Origin of the sequence: Lysinibacillus sp. KU-BSD001 (assembly GCF_042920265.1) — a bacterium.
Classification (GTDB): Bacteria; Bacillota; Bacilli; order Bacillales_A; family Planococcaceae; genus Lysinibacillus_B.
Genome location: NZ_JBDQZI010000016.1, coordinates 1 through 16,874, shown reverse-complemented (window position 1 = coordinate 16,874; position 16,874 = coordinate 1). Strand labels below are relative to the sequence as shown.

17 protein-coding genes, 1 tRNA gene and 2 rRNA genes are annotated in these 16,874 nt (G+C 39.4%); 3 read left to right on the top strand and 17 right to left on the bottom strand.

The features are described from left to right. Positions 1-74 precede the first annotated feature (74 nt). The gene (gene groES / locus AAGS61_RS18025) at positions 75-359 is read right to left on the bottom strand and encodes a co-chaperone GroES (RefSeq protein ID WP_391375120.1); all 285 of its coding nucleotides are present in this window, start codon (positions 357-359) and stop codon (positions 75-77) included. 202 nt (positions 360-561) lie between these two features. Here groES and AAGS61_RS18020 point away from each other — a divergent pair, with 202 nt between their 5' ends. Together AAGS61_RS18020 and AAGS61_RS18015 are read left to right on the top strand one after the other, a co-directional pair. Beyond that, positions 562-1,308 carry a CPBP family intramembrane glutamic endopeptidase gene (locus AAGS61_RS18020; RefSeq protein WP_391375117.1) on the top strand — a complete coding sequence of 249 codons (747 nt, stop codon included), beginning with the start codon at positions 562-564 and terminating at the stop codon, positions 1,306-1,308. Positions 1,309-1,620: 312 nt separating this feature from the next. Further along, complete coding sequence (locus AAGS61_RS18015; RefSeq protein WP_391375114.1) at positions 1,621-2,649, top strand: class I adenylate-forming enzyme family protein; 1,029 nt, start codon at positions 1,621-1,623, stop codon at positions 2,647-2,649. Between the two features lie 183 nt (positions 2,650-2,832). Here AAGS61_RS18015 and AAGS61_RS18010 read toward each other — a convergent pair whose 3' ends face one another. From AAGS61_RS18010 to AAGS61_RS17975, 8 genes are all read right to left on the bottom strand, one after another. Then, positions 2,833-3,768 (bottom strand): DMT family transporter, encoded by a 936-nt coding sequence (locus tag AAGS61_RS18010; RefSeq protein WP_391375112.1) that lies wholly within the window; start codon positions 3,766-3,768, stop codon positions 2,833-2,835. Positions 3,769-4,091: 323 nt separating this feature from the next. Beyond that, entirely contained in the window at positions 4,092-5,417 is a 1,326-nt protein-coding gene (locus AAGS61_RS18005) for a TRAP transporter large permease (RefSeq protein WP_391375109.1), read from the bottom strand. Next, the gene (locus AAGS61_RS18000) at positions 5,414-5,914 is read right to left on the bottom strand and encodes a TRAP transporter small permease (RefSeq protein WP_391375107.1); all 501 of its coding nucleotides are present in this window, start codon (positions 5,912-5,914) and stop codon (positions 5,414-5,416) included. The genes AAGS61_RS18005 and AAGS61_RS18000 overlap by 4 nt, the downstream gene beginning before the upstream one ends. A gap of 12 nt (positions 5,915-5,926) precedes the next feature. Beyond that, positions 5,927-6,955: a DctP family TRAP transporter solute-binding subunit gene (locus AAGS61_RS17995; RefSeq protein ID WP_391375104.1), complete on the bottom strand. Its 1,029-nt coding sequence runs from the start codon at positions 6,953-6,955 to the stop codon at positions 5,927-5,929. 202 nt (positions 6,956-7,157) lie between these two features. Then, the gene (locus tag AAGS61_RS17990) at positions 7,158-8,258 is read right to left on the bottom strand and encodes a sugar diacid recognition domain-containing protein (RefSeq protein WP_391375101.1); all 1,101 of its coding nucleotides are present in this window, start codon (positions 8,256-8,258) and stop codon (positions 7,158-7,160) included. A gap of 85 nt (positions 8,259-8,343) precedes the next feature. Further along, entirely contained in the window at positions 8,344-9,165 is an 822-nt protein-coding gene (gene tatC, locus AAGS61_RS17985) for a twin-arginine translocase subunit TatC (protein ID WP_391375098.1), read from the bottom strand. 18 nt (positions 9,166-9,183) lie between these two features. Further along, positions 9,184-9,408, bottom strand: a complete 225-nt coding sequence (locus AAGS61_RS17980) for a twin-arginine translocase TatA/TatE family subunit (protein ID WP_391375096.1) — start codon at positions 9,406-9,408, stop codon at positions 9,184-9,186. 82 nt (positions 9,409-9,490) lie between these two features. Continuing rightward, positions 9,491-10,126, bottom strand: coding sequence for a redox-sensing transcriptional repressor Rex (locus AAGS61_RS17975; RefSeq protein WP_391375094.1), 636 nt, complete (start codon positions 10,124-10,126; stop codon positions 9,491-9,493). A 129-nt stretch (positions 10,127-10,255) separates the two neighbouring features. Here AAGS61_RS17975 and AAGS61_RS17970 point away from each other — a divergent pair, with 129 nt between their 5' ends. After that, positions 10,256-12,199 (top strand): ABC-F family ATP-binding cassette domain-containing protein, encoded by a 1,944-nt coding sequence (locus tag AAGS61_RS17970; RefSeq protein WP_391375091.1) that lies wholly within the window; start codon positions 10,256-10,258, stop codon positions 12,197-12,199. Positions 12,200-12,781: 582 nt separating this feature from the next. Here AAGS61_RS17970 and tsaD read toward each other — a convergent pair. The 8 genes from tsaD to AAGS61_RS17930 all read right to left on the bottom strand — a co-directional run. After that, entirely contained in the window at positions 12,782-13,795 is a 1,014-nt protein-coding gene (gene tsaD, locus AAGS61_RS17965; RefSeq protein ID WP_391375088.1) for a tRNA (adenosine(37)-N6)-threonylcarbamoyltransferase complex transferase subunit TsaD, read from the bottom strand. Then, the gene (rimI, locus tag AAGS61_RS17960) at positions 13,788-14,234 is read right to left on the bottom strand and encodes a ribosomal protein S18-alanine N-acetyltransferase (protein ID WP_391375085.1); all 447 of its coding nucleotides are present in this window, start codon (positions 14,232-14,234) and stop codon (positions 13,788-13,790) included. Before rimI ends, tsaD begins: the two co-directional genes overlap by 8 nt. Further along, entirely contained in the window at positions 14,231-14,935 is a 705-nt protein-coding gene (gene tsaB / locus AAGS61_RS17955; RefSeq protein WP_391375082.1) for a tRNA (adenosine(37)-N6)-threonylcarbamoyltransferase complex dimerization subunit type 1 TsaB, read from the bottom strand. Before tsaB ends, rimI begins: the two co-directional genes overlap by 4 nt. Then, positions 14,932-15,384: a tRNA (adenosine(37)-N6)-threonylcarbamoyltransferase complex ATPase subunit type 1 TsaE gene (tsaE, locus tag AAGS61_RS17950; RefSeq protein WP_391375080.1), complete on the bottom strand. Its 453-nt coding sequence runs from the start codon at positions 15,382-15,384 to the stop codon at positions 14,932-14,934. Before tsaE ends, tsaB begins: the two co-directional genes overlap by 4 nt. Before the next feature lie 127 nt (positions 15,385-15,511). Further along, the gene (locus tag AAGS61_RS17945; RefSeq protein WP_391375077.1) at positions 15,512-15,847 is read right to left on the bottom strand and encodes a hypothetical protein; all 336 of its coding nucleotides are present in this window, start codon (positions 15,845-15,847) and stop codon (positions 15,512-15,514) included. A gap of 408 nt (positions 15,848-16,255) precedes the next feature. Further along, positions 16,256-16,331, bottom strand: a tRNA-Asp gene (locus AAGS61_RS17940). 256 nt (positions 16,332-16,587) lie between these two features. Next, a 5S ribosomal RNA gene (rrf, locus tag AAGS61_RS17935) occupies positions 16,588-16,703 on the bottom strand. A gap of 67 nt (positions 16,704-16,770) precedes the next feature. Then, positions 16,771-16,874: ribosomal RNA gene (locus tag AAGS61_RS17930) — 23S ribosomal RNA — on the bottom strand; the annotation flags it as partial.

Sequence of the window (16,874 nt, the reverse complement as noted above, 5' to 3'; positions counted from 1 at the left end):
TATACTGAATCTGTTGAGCATCGAAGCGCCGGCGAAAGTCACGGGCGCTTGATATTTACGAGTTAAATTTGAAATTAAGCAATAACTGCTAAGATGTCGCTTTCGCGTAAAATTAAGTATTCTTGACCGTCGTATTTCACTTCTGTGCCTGCGAATTTAGAGAAGATAATTTCATCGCCCTCTTTGACGTCAAGCTCGACACGAGTGCCGTTATCTAAAACACGACCTGTTCCTACTGCCACAACTTTACCTGTTTGTGGTTTTTCTTTCGCTGAATCTGGAAGCACGATACCAAATGCTGTTTTTTCTTCCACCTCAACTAGTTCGATAATGATACGATCACCTAATGGTCTTAACAAGTGAAACAACCTCCTACAAATTAATGTCTATGTGTCATTATTAGCACTCATCAACTTAGAGTGCTAACACAATTCTTATATTAATAAATTCCATTTTTTTTTGCAAGTCAGAACACTAAAAAATTTTGTTTTCTTTCTATAATCCTCTAAAATGAAATTAACACTTATATATAATAGTCTTAGAAAGAAGGAGTTATTCGTTTTGAATTCAACAATTATAGAAAAACGCAAGTCTCTAAAAACCGCTTTATTCATCTTGTTAACGTATATTTTTGTCTTTCAATTATCTGCATTGGTTTTACGTTTACCAGGAGCTCTCGACTTTGTCTTTAGTTTAATTGATGCCCCAGTAGAAGATAAGGGCGTAATTCTTACTGCCTGGTGGTCCTTTATTTTCGGTATCATCTCCATTGTGATTATTTGGTTGCTTGTCTTACGTGATAAAGGCTTTTTCAACATATACGAAGGAGAAAAAGCGTCTACCTCGCAAGCGATTGGCTGGGGCATTATCGGGTTCTTCATGGTGTTTGTCGGACAAATCGTCGGCGCCTATATCGAAATGTTACTCGGTATTGAAGCAGGCTCTGAAAATACAGCAACGCTTGTAGAAATTGCGAAACTGTCACCCGTCATGATTATTGTTATTGCGCTGATCGGCCCTATCTTAGAAGAATTCGTCTTCCGCCGCGTTGTATTTGGCTCGTTAATCCAAGTACAAAATTTCTTATTTTCAGCTGTCATTAGCGCGGTTGTATTTGCAGCGATTCACTTTGACTTTACACACATTATTCTGTATACAATTTGCGGCTTAATCTTTGCCTTCCTCTATTACAAAACAAAGCGTTTGCTCACATCCATTGTGGCGCACATTTTATTAAACAGCTTCGTTTGTGTAGTCCAATTGTATGGCGAAAAAATCCTGCAGTTGTATGACACTGTACCGAAGTAATCCATCAGACACTTACTGTCACAGTAGGTGTTTTTCTCTTTAAATTAATATTCTTCTCTTTTATTCGATTTTCCTCTTTAAATTTACATGAACATCAATGGTATAATAGTAAGAAAATTCAAAATAATATTCAAGAAAGGGAGGTCATCTGTGTGCAACATACGGTTTAATATGTAGCTAAACGATTTCATATTTCTTCTCGAACATTATGCTATTACGAAGAACTTAAGCAAAAAAGAGTGTATTGCTGTAAGACAGTTAGGAAATCTGAGTACTTCAAGAAACGTGAAACCGATTGAGGGAGGAAGTAACATGAACAGTTCAAATGTATTAGCAAGAAATGCACGGAAATATCCACAGGCTGAAGCGATTGTGAGTATGGGGAAACGCACGACCTACAGTGAATTGAATAAACTAGTGAATCAATTGGCAGACGCCCTGATCGAAAAAGGCGTGTTTCCAGGTGATAAAGTAATCCTCTTTATGCCGAACGTATTAGAGTTTGTCATTAGCTATTTTGCTGTACAACGTATTGGTGCCATTGTTGTACCGATTAATGCTAAATTCACCTTAAAAGAAGTCAAATTTGTGATGAATCATGCTGATGCAAAAGCAATTATCATACATGAGCGGCTCTTTGCAAATGTGGCAAATTTAACAGTTGGCGACATAAAAATTAAAACGGGGGAAGCCATACATGACTGGGATAGCTTCGAGCACTTGATAAGTAATGGCGATAGTACTGAAATAGAATGCTTTTTAAAGGAAGATCATTTATCGACGATTTTCTACACTTCTAGTACAACTGGTAACCCAAAAGGTGTGTTGTTTACTTATCGACATATTTTAACCGTTGCACATCTGATGGCAGCAGAAATGGACATCAAGCCAGAAAGTCGTCTGTTGCTTATGATGCCATTAAGCCACTCTACACCGCTTCATCTATTTTTAATGGTGGCATTTGTTGTCGGGGGTACAAGCGTGTTAACACCGACATTTACACCTAATTCACTGATCGATACGGTAGTCAATGAAAAAACGACGCATTTCTTTGGGCCACATATTGCCTACTTATTAACAGCCTCTCATCCACGCATAGCACAGGTAGACCTTTCTTCCATGCAATGGTGGCTATACGGAGGTGCTTCACACATCGAATGGGGCGAAACGGTAAAATCCGTTTTTGCAAGCTCTGAGAAAGTTGATATTGAGGCATTCAAAACCTTTTTATCCTCCCAGCTTACAAGATTTAAAATCCCCACACTTTACGAACAAGTTGCTGCATTACCACACAATGCAACAGAAAAAATTTCTATCTATCAAAAAACACAACAGCAGTGACAAGCTACTAGATAAAATGTATTTTACATTTTATCGACAGTTACACTCACTTTGGGAAAGGTGAAAGACTGTCACTCTTTAACTAAAAAAAGTAAGGGTGTCCAGAAAGTAAAAACTTCCAAGTACACCCCTTCACTCTTTCATCATCATCCATGAAAAACTATTGCTCCTGCGGCAGTCATATCAACATGCTTCTGAAGGCCCCTTCTCTCTTCTCCGTTTAATCCATTCTTTTAATTTTGCATCTAACCCGCCTGTTCCAATAATTACGGCCATAATAATGAATACACAGCCAACATACTGTTGTAGGTGCATTTTCTCTCCTAAGAAAATATAAGCTCCAATTAGCGCAAAAAGCGTATTAAAGTTCGTGAAGATGGCACTTTCCGCTGCCCCAATATGCTTGATCGCCATATTATATAAGCTATGCCCGACAGCTGTTGCTAGCACCGCAGAAGCAATAAAAATCGCCCATACGGTGGCATCGATTTGTAAAAAGGCGAAGTAAGCCCCTGCATCGTACACAACCCCCATGCCAATCAGAGCCACACCACCAATGACTAACATATAAGCTGTCATTAAAATAGGTGAAATGCTTTGGGCGCCTTTTCGAATGGCAAAAAAGCTGAATGCCTGCAAAAAAATCGATAGGAATACATAAAAGTCCCCCCATGATAACGAGGTCAAATTAGTCGGGTCTTCTACAACCGCTATACCGATTCCCGTAAAACCTAATAAAAAACCGACTGTTTTCAATGTCGTAAAGGTGGAGGCACGAAACAGAATAGCGAGCAATGCTGTTAGTAAAGGACTTAACCCACAAATGAGTGTCGTCTTTGTGGCCGTCGTTTGCGCAACACCGATTGCTAAAAGCGAATGGTGACATACTACACCAAAAAAAGTCGCAATGAAAATAAACTTCCATGGCATCATCCGCTCGTAAAGCTTCTGTCGAAATAAAAGCAACAACACAAAGATCGTCATGCCGGCTAGCAGAATACGCACACTTTGCATAATTAAAGGATCCAAATGCGTCGTTAACACCTTTAACATCGTGACATTTAATCCCCACCAAATCATGACGAATAATAAAATGGCATACACCTGTATATTTCTCAAAAGCATTCTCCTCACCTAGTTAGAAAGACAGGAGCTATCCAGAAGTAAAATAACTCCTATTTTTATGTCTGTATTTTTTAGAAATGAAAAAGGTGTGGCGGCGACGAGACTCCTGTGGGAATAGCTTGAGCTGAAGGCCCCGCAAGAGCGAAGCGATGAGGAGACTGAAGCCAAGCCCACGGAAAGCGAGTTGCCAGAACACCTACCAATAGTAGATAATCACCAAAAATATACAGTATAGATTACTTTTTCAGACAGCTTACATGTCGTTAAAAAAGTAGACAAAGCCTAAAAGACCTTGTCTACTTTTTCATTCAATAACACTATTTCACACCGAGTAAATCTGGTAAGAATGTCGAAATTACTGGGACATACGTTACTAATAAAAGGACGAAAATGGCCGCAACGATAAATGGGATAACCCCTTTCGAAATCTCGATTATATTCGACTTAGAGTAACCCGCTGCGACATACAAGTTTAATCCTACTGGTGGTGTAAATAAACCAATCGCTAAGTTGATCGTCATAAACACACCAAATACAGTTGGATCTACTTCGAGCATCGTCATAATCGGCAATAAAATCGGCACGAAAATATAGTACGCGGAAATCGCATCAATAAATGCCCCCGCGATTAATAAGATAACATTTACTAATAGTAAAATCATAATCTTATTATCTGTAAAGCCTAGTAATGTATCTGATAGCGTTTGGGCAATTTGCTCTGTCGTCACAATATACGCAAAAACAGATGCCGCACTGACGATTAACATTACAACCGCGGTTTGAATGGACGCTTCTTTAAAGATAATAAATAACTGCTGGCCATAACCCTTTGGTGAAATAAATAAACCAACGATTAAACTATACACAACGGCGACGACGGCGGATTCTGTTGGTGTAAAAATACCACCGTAAATCCCACCTAAAATAATGATCGGAATCATTAAACCTGGTAGTGCTTTTAAAAATGCGTGCCAACGCTCTTTCCCTGTAGGCTTATGTACAACTTCTGTTTCGCTAGGCACAAATAAGCCCTTTTTCATATCGCGAGCACGTACATAGACTGCGGCGATATACAGCGCAACCCCTATTAAAATCCCTGGGATAATCCCTGCCATAAACAGACGGTTAATCGTAATGGGCATTTGACTCCCCGCGACTAACGCAAAAATAATAAAGGCAATCGATGGCGGAATGACAATCCCAATCGCACCAGCAGAAGCGACTAAACCGCCTGCTGTTTCTTTACGGTAACCGTTTTTCACCATCGCCGGAATTAAAATACCGCCAATTGCAGCAACTGTAGCAGGACCTGAACCTGAAATGGCAGCAAAGAAAACAGCCACGATGACTGTAACTAAGGCAATTCCACTTTTACGATGCCCGACTAAAGCTTGAGCAAAGTCGATGAGACGTTTCGAAATCCCGATATGCTCCATAATTACCCCAGCTAAAATGAAGAATGGGATCGCAAGTAACGTGAATTTGGCAACACTCGTGTACATTAAATCGGTTAATACCTCAAAGCTACTCATGCCATTATTCATAAAAAGAATAACCATGGAAGAGATACCAAGCGCAATCGCTATCGGTGTACGCAACATTACAAGGAGAATAAATACTCCAAACAAAATTAAAGCAGTCATACTGTTTGGTCATCTCCTTCTACCGTTTTTTCACCACGAGATACGTTTTTAGCTTCCTCCATTACGACTTGTACGGTACGCACGACACACATAAATGCCCCAAACGGTAGCGCTAACGATAAAATCCATTGTGGCATGCCAAGTGCTGGTGTTTTTTGATTCATCTTGATTTGGAATTGAACCATTTCCACTCCGTACCAGAAAAGAATACCAAATAAGATGAAGCCCATCATACCTGTAAAGAAGACGATGAATAAGCGAATGGCTTTGTTCCCTTTATCGAACAAAAGTGTAAAGCCGAGGTGCGCATATTTGCGCACCCCAACCGCTGCTCCAAGGAATGTAATTAGTACTAGCAAGTTAATCGTAATTTCCTCTGTAAAAGAAATGGAAATCCCTGCTAGATTTCTTGATACGACGTTTAAGAACGTAATGACTGTCATCGCTGCAAAGGCAATAAACAAAATAATTTCCTCAAAATAATCTAGCACTTTCATATTTTTAACTCCTTACTCAGCTTGAAACGCTTTAAGTAAGTCTTCACCCCAAATAGCTGTATATTTATCATAAACTGCTTGCGAAGCATCCTTAAATGCTTGTAATTGCTCGTCTGTTAATTCATTGACTTCCATACCTTTTTCTTTTAACTCTTCCAGTTGTTCTGCTGAACGCTCACGATTCAGTTGTACTTGGTAAGCCGCTGCTTCTTTCCCTAAACGATCAAATAATTCTTGGTCTTCTTTACTCATAGACTCATATAAATCTTTGTTAATCCCTAATACAAGTGGATCATAAGAATAGTTCCATAATGTTAAATAATCTTGTACTTCATCAATTTTTGATGAATAGATAACATCGATTGGGTTTTCTTGTCCATCAATTGTCCCTTGTTGCAGTGCTGTAAATACTTCAGACCAAGTCATTGTGGCTGGATCCGCACCATATCCACGGAATAAATCTGTATACATCGTAATACCAGGAATACGCATTTTCATGCCTTTAAAATCTGCTGGCGATGCAATTGGGCCTTTATTATTCGTGACTTGACGGAATCCATTTTCCCCAAAACCTAAAGCGACAACATTTTTCTCTAATAAAATATCAGATAGTAACTCTCCACCGTCTCCAGCAAATGCAGCATCTACATCGTCTAATGAATTAAATAAGAATGGTGCACTCACTACACCAAAGCGCTCATCTAAAATAGAGTAAATGATTGTTGAATTAAACGTTAAGTCAATCGAGCCTTTTGCTAAGCCTTCTACCGCTTTTGCCGAATCCCCACCTGATAATTGTTCATTGGCAAAAACATCGATTGTAATACGACCATCTGTTTCCGCTTCGATATCATCTGCTAATTTTTGCGCCCCAGCAAACCAAGCTGTTGTATCGGCTACTGTTACGGACATCTTTAAGTTATATTCTTCTTCACCAGTGTCTGTTGCGCTCTTTTCCTTTTCGTCGCCTCCACAAGCTGCTAGTAATACGGATAATGCTAACGTCGGAATTAAAGCCCATTTTCTCTTTTTAAGTTTCATCGTTTATATCCCCCTAAACCCATTTCTGTTATAAAACAATTTTTTAAATTCTGAAGTTGAAAGTCATATTATTCCATCTGTACCATAACACTGGACTTTCAAACAAAGATTATTTTATTATTCAGAAAAATTAAATTATATGTTTTAAAGGACATACTTTTTAGGGGAGATACATATTTATTTGTTCTTTTAGACAAACCATTTACTTTGTTATGTATTGATGCTTATAAAGTAAAAGCGCGATATATAAAGCAGCTTGGTCTGCTGTATTACGCAAATTCACGTTAAGTAAATGTTCAATTTTCTTGATTCGATACTTTAAAGTGTTTTTATGAATATGTAGTTGTTCTGCCACTTCTTTTAGTGATTGATCATTACTCATCCATATGTCTAAGTTCATCATTAGCTCTGGCTCATGCATGATGGGGCCCAACACACGCTCTATATATTCTTCTCGGTGTTTTTTTGTACTTTCGACCAACAATAACTCCAGCTTTAAATCTTCTTCAAATACAATTGCTCTTTCCTTCGTACAAATCGTCAATGCGCTATTCGCCTCTTGATATGACAGCGCCAATAAATGAAATGGATGACGATTTCCAATGCCCATTTTCACATGAGATTGTGTTAACTTCGCAAGCTTTTGATGGATCAATTGCAATGCATCTTGCAATGGGCCACGGGATACTTTTGGAATCAGCAATACAATTTGATTCACATTCCACCGTGCTATAATTAATTGAGGATGAATGATTTGAATATGTACTAAATGGCGAATGACGACCGCTTCTGTCTTTACATCTAATTCAATGAGGGCTACGCGATCATAAATAGCTTCTACATGTAATTTTTTCAGTTGTTGCTGTATGGCTTCCTTCGTCAACTGTCCACCGAGCAATTCTGTTAGAAATAGCTCTAATAACTGTGCTTCAGGGTCATAATCCTCACTCATTAATGCCCGTTCAATCAACATTTCTGCCACTTTTGTTGCCATCTTAATATAAGGTTCCACTTGTACGATTGGTCCTTCTATCCCAAGCACACCAAGCGGGATTTCATCGATCGACAAAAGCGTTAATACTTCTCCCCGCGCCCCCTGGAAAGAATGGGCCTGTGTATTGGAAATATACAGTGTCGTACGATCACGAATGACGGTCAGTACCCCTTCATGAAACTGATTCATTCTACTTTCATCTGTTGCTGCAACAATAAATCCATTATGGTCACTAATGATCAGCGGTGCCTCCATGAGTGGACTGAGCTCTTTTAGTAGCCGATTGGCAATTATTTGAATATCTATCATCTATCTCACCTGCTCAAAATTTCAATTTTCTAACAATTATTATTTGAAAAAAAATAAGGAATACCTAACTAAGTAGGTATCCTTATTATTTTTGCATCTCTTCAATTTGTCTTCTTTGCTCGGCTAAAAGCTCGTCTACTTTTAACTCGCGTTCGCGTTCTTCTTGCTCTTTTATTCGTTTTGCTTCCGCTATTTCGTATTTTCTATAGCCGATACGCGAAATCAAAATACTAATTTCGTACAATACAAATAATGGAATCGCAATAATTACGTTGGACACAAGGTCCGGTGGTGCTAATAGAACAGAAATCACAATTAATACGAAATACGAATACTTGCGGAATTTCACCATTAATATCGGACTTACAAGACCGATACGCGATAAAAACATTGTGACAACAGGCAATTGGAACAAGAATCCAAATGGAATGAGTAGCTTAAATAAAAACGAGAAGTATGCGTTAATACCGATTGTTTGTTTAATCTCCAAATCTTGTGATAACCCATTCATAAATTTAATGATGTATGGTAATAACACAAAATAGGAGAATACAATACCACCGATAAATAGGAAAAACGAATACGGAATATATTTTAACGTTGCTTTACGCTCTGTTTCATGTAGACCAGGTGTAATAAAAGACCATAGTTGATACAGCAAAATAGGCGACGTTAATATAGCCGCCACCGCAACAGTTACTTGTAAATACACCGTTAACGGATCGGTTACGTTAAAAGCATTCAGTGTTAAATTTTCTGCTTCTTCACTGTACTGAATAAATTTAATAATTGGTTCAGCTGTAAAAAAGCCAATAAATAAAGCAAGTACGAAGAAAATCGCTGTAACAAAGAGGCGACTTCTCAGTTCTTCCATATGTTCTACGACAGTGAGTTCTTTCGGATTCATATAACAGACATCCTTAAATTACTTAGTTACGTTATCTTTATCGTTATCTTTATGCTCAATAACCGTCTTTTTTACATCATCATCGTCTTCAGTTAACCCCTTTGTTGCATGACGGAATTCGCGTAATGTCGAACCCATCGCTCGTCCTAACTCTGGTAGTTTTTTTGGTCCGAAGATTAATAAAGCTACAACACCGATGATAATTAGGCTTACAGGTGTAATCGCACTTAAATGCACAACCACTACAGCCACCTCCTCTAGTATATGTACCATTTTACCGTAATAAGTCGCTTTTTGCTAATAGATTAAATGTGAAAAATTTACGTCAATTGTCACTATTACGAATTAAATAAATAAGCGCTTGCAACTCTACTGATAAATCGATATTCATTAGTTTCATCGATTCTGGTACCGTTAGTCGAACCGGCGTAAAATTTAAAATGCCTTTTGCATTCATTTTCGCTAGCCGATCTGCCATCGTTTGTGCAGAGCGTGATGATACAGTGAGTATCGCTAACTCCGCCTCATATTCTTCATACATTTCTTCTAGTCGATCTGGATGAAAAACTGGAATGTCACTAATTTCCGTTCCCTCATATGGTGCTTTCGAATCGAATGCTACAACAATTCTCGTATTATGATTTTTTTGGAAATTATATTTCAAAAATGCATTGCCTAAATTACCAACTCCGATTAATGCTACATTTGTTGCCTCGTCTTGATCCAATGTTTCTCGGAAAAACGACAATAAATGCTGTACATCATAACCGTACCCCTTCTTCCCAAGTGCACCGAAATATGAAAAATCTCGGCGAATGGTTGCTGAATCAATCTTCATTGCATCACTCAGCTCTCGAGATGAAATACGCTTCTTCCCTTCCTGCGCAAAGTTTTGAATAAAACGATAATAAAGAGGAAGTCTTTTCGTAGTTGCCTGTGGAATTTTATTCTCTTTGTTCACACATGTTCCTCCTACAATCAAATGGAAATCGTTATAATCTTACTAAACAACTACCTATTAGTAAAGCACCTATCATTGCATGCAACTACCCCATCATTTAAACTTAAAACATGAACTGAGGTGTAAAAAATGATTGTGTTACAAGTAAATCAATTATATAAATCATTTGCAACAGATGAGGTGTTAAGCGGAGTAAAGCTTGAAGTACAATACCGTGACCGCGTCGCACTCGTCGGTCGAAATGGTGCTGGCAAATCAACGCTCTTAAAAATAATTGCTGGCCAAATGTCGTATGACAGCGGCGAAATTATTGTTCCAAAAGATGTGAAGGTAGGGTATTTAGAGCAACATGCAGGGATTGATTCGGACCTTTCTATTTGGGACGAAATGATGACAATCTTTGGGGAACTGCGTAAAATGGAGAGCACGCTACGCGGTTTAGAGCAAAAAATGGCAGACCCTACTGTGTATGAAGATAGCGAAATGTATGCGCGTGTGATGGCAGAATATGACCAGTTACAGCATGATTTTAAAGAGGCAGGTGGTTATCAATATGAGGCCGATACACGTGCAGTGCTACACGGTATGCAGTTTTTCCCAGCGGACTATGAGAAACCCATTCGCTCATTATCTGGTGGGCAGCGTACACGCCTTGCACTCGCGAAGCTCTTATTATCGAAACCAACTTTACTTATTCTCGATGAGCCGACAAACCATTTAGATATCGAAACATTATCATGGCTTGAAAATTACTTAAAAGGCTACGATGGCGCCATTTTAATTGTTTCTCATGACCGTTACTTTTTAGATCAAGTCGTATCGATTGTATATGAAGTATCACGCACACGTGTTACAAAATATGTCGGTAACTATAGTGCTTACTTAGAGGACAAAGCCAAAAATTACGAACGCGACATGAAAATGTATGAGCGCCAACAAGATGAAAAAGCAAAGCTAGAGGCATTTATCCAAAAAAATATTGCCCGCGCTTCGACAACAAAAATGGCACAGTCACGTCGGAAAATGTTAGAGCGAACAGAATGGATGGACTCTCCAGATAGCGATGAAAAAAGCGCAAGCTTCGGCTTCGACATTGAACGCCAAAGTGGAAATGATGTACTATCTGTCGATCACCTTTCTGTCGGCTATCCAGGAAAACCCGTATCATCTGGCATTACTATGCGTATTTTCCGTGAAGACCGCATCGCACTCGTTGGGCCAAATGGTGTCGGAAAATCAACATTACTCAAAACGATTGTCCAAGATTTAGAAACGATTACGGGCGATATTCGCTATGGTACAAATGTCCAGATCGGCTACTACGATCAAGAACAGGCAAAGCTACATAGCAAGAAAACTGTACTGGCTGAGTTATGGGATGAATGGCCACTGATGAATGAAAAAGATATTCGGACAGTGCTTGGCAACTTCTTATTTAGCGGCGATGATGTCACAAAACCTGTCAATTCATTATCAGGTGGGGAGAAGGCACGTCTTGCATTAGCGAAGCTCATGATGCAGAAATGTAATTTCCTTGTACTAGATGAGCCGACGAACCATTTAGACTTAGATAGCAAAGAAATATTGGAAAACGCGCTCATTGATTATCCAGGTACGTTACTATTCGTATCGCATGACCGTTACTTTATTAACCGCATCGCAACGAAAGTAGTCGAATTATCAGGTGATGGTGCATTTGAATATTTAGGTGACTATGATTATTACGTAGAGAAAAAGCAAGAATTAGAAGAGCTAGCTGCCATGAAAGCCGCAGCACAAGCGACGAAAACAAATGTCGTTGCGACACCTGCGAAAACATCAACTTCTACGATTGACAAAGAGGCGAAAAAACGCGAGCGTCAAATTCGCCGCGCGATTGAAGATATCGAAACAAAGATGAGTGCGCTCGATAGTGACATCACCAGCTTGGAAGAAGCATTATGCGATTCCGCTATCTTCTCCAACCATGAAAAAGCGCTCGATATTCAAACGAAGCTAGATACAGCAAAAGAAGCGCATGAAACACTTGAAATGGAATGGCTTGAGCTTAATGAAGAATTAGATACTATATGAGCAAAAGCGTCTGCTCCTCCCCCACACGCATTGCAGGATCCAAGTAAGTGTGCTGGCTAGACGTAAATGCCTTTTCCATCAATCGTGATGGACAATGTGAAATTGTATAATAAGATGAAATCCCCCTTCGTTTTATAAACGACAGGGGGATTTTACTACTATTATTTCAATATATCAAATACCCTACATACCTCTCCAATTATCGACATTATTTATTCACATTGCAAAAAAAATTTCCACAATTTTATTCACAATAAGAATGCACTTATATCAACATATCAACAAAGTTATACACATTATCCACAATCCACATTTTATTTTTCCACATATTTTAAATAAAAAATCAACAAAATACAACAGTAAATCACAAGTTATGCACAAGTTATCCACAATTTGTGCATAAGTACGAATGTTCGTGTTGACATTTCGCAAAATACCACTAAGCCTGTGGATAATTTTCAGAAAAATTTAACATTATAGAAATTGTTGTATAACTAAGTTTAATCTATGCAAAAAACAACAGATTTAGACGTTTTAAAAAATAAAAAGATGCTACGACAGACGCGTAACATCTAATAGTAATTATATCCAGCTGTCTAATTCCATACCTGGCTTACCATTCATTTTCATATCGCCACGTACACCTGCTTCATACATATAATGCGCAGCTGCCCCAATCATCGCTGCATTGTCTGTACAAAGCTTTAATGGTGGCACATAAAATGGAATGCCTTCTTTCGCAAATGCCTCTTCAAGCGACGTACGTAATCCTTTATTCGCTGATACACCACCTGCTGCGATGACTTGCTTGACATTATATTCACGTGCAGCACGCAGCGTTTTAGCCGTTAATACTTCCACTACGCTATCTTGGAAGCCTTTTGCGACATGGGCCGGAATAATCTCTTCACCGCGCTGATCCATATTATGCTTATAGTTAATAACCGCTGATTTTAAGCCACTAAAACTAAAATCATACGAGCCTTCCTCTAGCCATACACGCGGAAATGGTACTGCCTCCGCTGCTTCATGCGCCAAACGGTCAATATGTGGACCACCTGGATAAGGTAAATTTAACACACGCGCAACTTTATCATACGCTTCCCCTGCTGCATCGTCACGTGTCTCGCCAATTAACTCAAAGCTACCGTGTTCTTTCATATACACAAGCTCGGTATGTCCACCTGATACGACGAGTGCGAGCAATGGAAACTCCATCGGCTGCACTAAATTATTCGCATAAATATGACCTGCAATATGATGGACTGGGATCAGTGGTAAACTATGCGCAAAGGCAAATGCTTTTGCTGCATTAATGCCAATCAGTAGCGCACCCACAAGACCAGGTCCCTCCGTCACAGCAACGGCTGTTAAATCCACTGGTTCCATCCCTGCCTGTGCTAAACATTCCTCGATGACAATCGTCATTTGTTCCACATGATGACGCGATGCAATTTCAGGTACAACCCCACCAAAGCGTTTATGACTGTCAATTTGTGATGAAACCACATTCGACACAATTTCTGTTCCATCTTTAATAATGCTTGCAGCCGTTTCATCACAGCTTGTCTCAATTGCTAATATATATTTACTCATTTAAATTCACCCACATTACTAGGGCATCTTCCCCGTTATCTGTATAATAGCCTTTCCGAATGCCTCCATCTTGAAACCCAAGCTTTCGGTAAAGGTTTTGTGCGACTTCATTTGTGACGCGTACTTCTAAACTCATCGTATCCATATCGGCCTCCCGTGCTACACGCATGGCCTCGCGCATAAGGGCTTCCCCAATTTTTTGACCACGCATCCGCTCCACAACAGCAACATTTGTAATTTGTGCCGCATCAATCACTAACCACATGCCACAAAAGCCGATAATACCAGATGCATCTTCTGCAACAAGATAATGGGCGAACTGATTTTCACGCATTTCATAATGAAATGAATCAAGCGTCCATGGGGCTGGAAAGGTTGCGAGTTCAATCGCGTATACCGCTTCAACATCTGCTGGTGTCATTTGACGATACGTAATCATCGTTCCACCTTCTTTTGTTCCGATATCCAGTTTGCCTCCGCTTCGGCAATCCGACGATACTCTGGTACAAAATGGTGAACTGCTTCAACAGCAGGTAATTCACGTGTTTGTGCAAGCGTCACAAGCTCCGCTGCACGTGGTAAGTCTAGTGTATACGATGCACGAATTGCTGCATCTCCAAGCGCTTCTTTTAATTGATCCCAAAACACAGCTACGTCCGTACCAATAAATAAGACAGGCTCCTGTAATGCTTGTAGCTTTTCGATTAAACCATCAATATGATCGTGATAATCTGAAATAACAGCTTCTAATGTCTCCCCGCGATAAGCAGCCGCATAAACATTGTGACGGCGCGCATCAAATAATGGACAAATCACACCATTAAATAGCTTTGCATTCGCTGCGAGTGCCTGTAGACTGGATACACCCACAAGTGGCTTCTTTAACGTCCATGCGAGTGTTTTGGCAATCGTGACACCTATGCGGACACCTGTATACGAACCAGGTCCCTCTGACACAGCAATGGCATCAATTTGTGCTGGCTTCATGTTGGCCTTCGTAAATAATTCTTCAACAGCTGGCATGGCCCCGATAGAATGTGTTCTTTTTATATGTTGGACAACTTCTGCTACTACTTTTCCATCCTCTACGATAGCGACAGAAAGCGGTGCATTTGCAGTATCAATCCCTAACCAAATCATTTGAATAACTCCTCACAAAGCTGGACGTACTTTTCGCCCATCGGTTTAAATGTAAATATACGTTCTGTATCATTGATACGTTTAATTTCAATGGCTAATCGCTCTTCTGGTAGCTCACTTGCTATTAAGTGTGCCCATTCAACAACCGTTACCGCATCGCCATAAAAAATTTCATCCCATCCTAAATCCTCATCACTATCTGCCAAACGATACACGTCTAAATGATTGAGTGGTAAACGCCCATTATACTGCTTCATAATCGTGAACGTTGGACTATTCACTGTACGTGTAATGCCTAACCCTTTAGCTAATGCCTGTGTAAACGTTGTTTTACCTGCCCCTAAATCCCCTTCAAGGGTAAGGGTATACTGTACTTCCAGTAACTCTGCTAGACGATGTGCCAATGCTTGCGTCTCTTCCATTGTATAGATATGCTTTTCAAATTCCATGCCGTTCTCCTCCAAAATCCATTACTTCTAGTTTACTGTAAGGCAGATAAATGTTCAAAGGGTTGTACCTAAAAGGATAGCTGAAAATGAAAAGACATCCCTTAACGAGACGTCTTTTCTCTAGTTCTTATCTCATTGAATGCCCTCTTTTTTCAATAATCCGTTTAGATACTAACTGATCTTCCTCAAAATAAACTTCATAAGCTTGGGTCATTAACAGTTCGTCTGGCCACACGTACGTATTGTCATCTAGTTGCTTCCCACGTCCACGTGCAATTTCTACGGCTTCCATATAGGACATACCTGGCTCTAGTTGCCTATACTCGTCTTCATTCATATATTTTTGCCAAATAAATGAATTTGAATCTTCCACACTACTTATTTTAATGGAAGAACACGAAACAAAGCTCATCATAATGATAGGCCATAACACGATTCGTATGACTGGCTTGTATAAGATCACCCGCACCTCCAAAATACATGTACTTTCAAGATATGCATTTCTTGTGGTACGAGTACTCATTTAGCATAATTACTTTACCGGAATTGTGACAATGGCGGATGGTTCTATTTCTATTTTTGAAATTGGCATTACCTAGAGGAATATCTTCCCCGATACTAGCTGAAAGGTCATTTCATATTCATTCGGTCCAATCGCCTTTGGATACTCTATAATTATGGATTCATAGGCTTCATTGACAATGTCTAACCTATTCGGGATAAAGGAATCATCAAATGTGATTTTCATATCTATAGAAGGTAAGTGATTTTCTAAAAATTTAAAAAAGCGTGTACTTACCATAACAGAAGTACACGCTAAATTTAGGCAAAAAAAAAGTCTTTATAAGAATAATTCTTATAAAAACAAAAATGGCGGTCCCGACCGGGATCGAACCGGCGATCTCCTGCGTGACAGGCAGGCATGTTAACCGCTACACCACGGGACCATTTTTTATTATTTATCTTTCTTCGACTTTGTTATTATAGCAAAAGAATATACTATTAACAATACTTTTTTGAAAAAGCGATTAAAATATCTTCTTTTGTAAAATCAATCCATACTTTTATCTTGTATATATTAACATCTGACAGAAAACAATCATCCCCCACTTACTCATTGGGCTATCTCCTTCTCATTCCTTGAAGTAGACGTCTTCTGTCGGGTAACGATAAAAAAGACCCGATATCATCGAGTCTTTGTTTGCCTAGCGACGTCCTACTCTCACAGGGGGAAGCCCCCAACTACCATCGGCGCTAAAGAGCTTAACTTCCGTGTTCGGTATGGGAACGGGTGTGACCTCTTTGCCATCATCACTAGACTGATTATTTAATTGAAAGAAATTATTCTTTCAAAACTGGATAAACGATACATTGTGCAAACAAAATGTGGTTAAGTCCTCGACCGATTAGTATTCGTCAGCTCCATGTGTCGCCACACTTCCACCTCGAACCTATCTACCTGATCGTCTTTCAGGGGTCTTACTTACTTG

Bases quoted from the DNA above. Each gene is read 5' to 3' on its own strand.
- AAGS61_RS18015 (WP_391375114.1), top strand. From the start codon at position 1,621: ATGAACAGTTCAAATGTATTAGCAAGAAATGCACGGAAATATCCACAG.
- AAGS61_RS18005 (WP_391375109.1), bottom strand. From the start codon at position 5,417: ATGACTGCTTTAATTTTGTTTGGAGTATTTATTCTCCTTGTAATGTTG.
- AAGS61_RS18000 (WP_391375107.1), bottom strand. From the start codon at position 5,914: ATGAAAGTGCTAGATTATTTTGAGGAAATTATTTTGTTTATTGCCTTT.
- AAGS61_RS17995 (WP_391375104.1), bottom strand. From the start codon at position 6,955: ATGAAACTTAAAAAGAGAAAATGGGCTTTAATTCCGACGTTAGCATTA.
- AAGS61_RS17990 (WP_391375101.1), bottom strand. From the start codon at position 8,258: ATGATAGATATTCAAATAATTGCCAATCGGCTACTAAAAGAGCTCAGT.
- tatC (WP_391375098.1), bottom strand. From the start codon at position 9,165: ATGAATCCGAAAGAACTCACTGTCGTAGAACATATGGAAGAACTGAGA.
- AAGS61_RS17970 (WP_391375091.1), top strand. From the start codon at position 10,256: ATGATTGTGTTACAAGTAAATCAATTATATAAATCATTTGCAACAGAT.
- tsaD (WP_391375088.1), bottom strand. From the start codon at position 13,795: ATGAGTAAATATATATTAGCAATTGAGACAAGCTGTGATGAAACGGCT.
- rimI (WP_391375085.1), bottom strand. From the start codon at position 14,234: ATGATTACGTATCGTCAAATGACACCAGCAGATGTTGAAGCGGTATAC.
- tsaB (WP_391375082.1), bottom strand. From the start codon at position 14,935: ATGATTTGGTTAGGGATTGATACTGCAAATGCACCGCTTTCTGTCGCT.
- tsaE (WP_391375080.1), bottom strand. From the start codon at position 15,384: ATGGAATTTGAAAAGCATATCTATACAATGGAAGAGACGCAAGCATTG.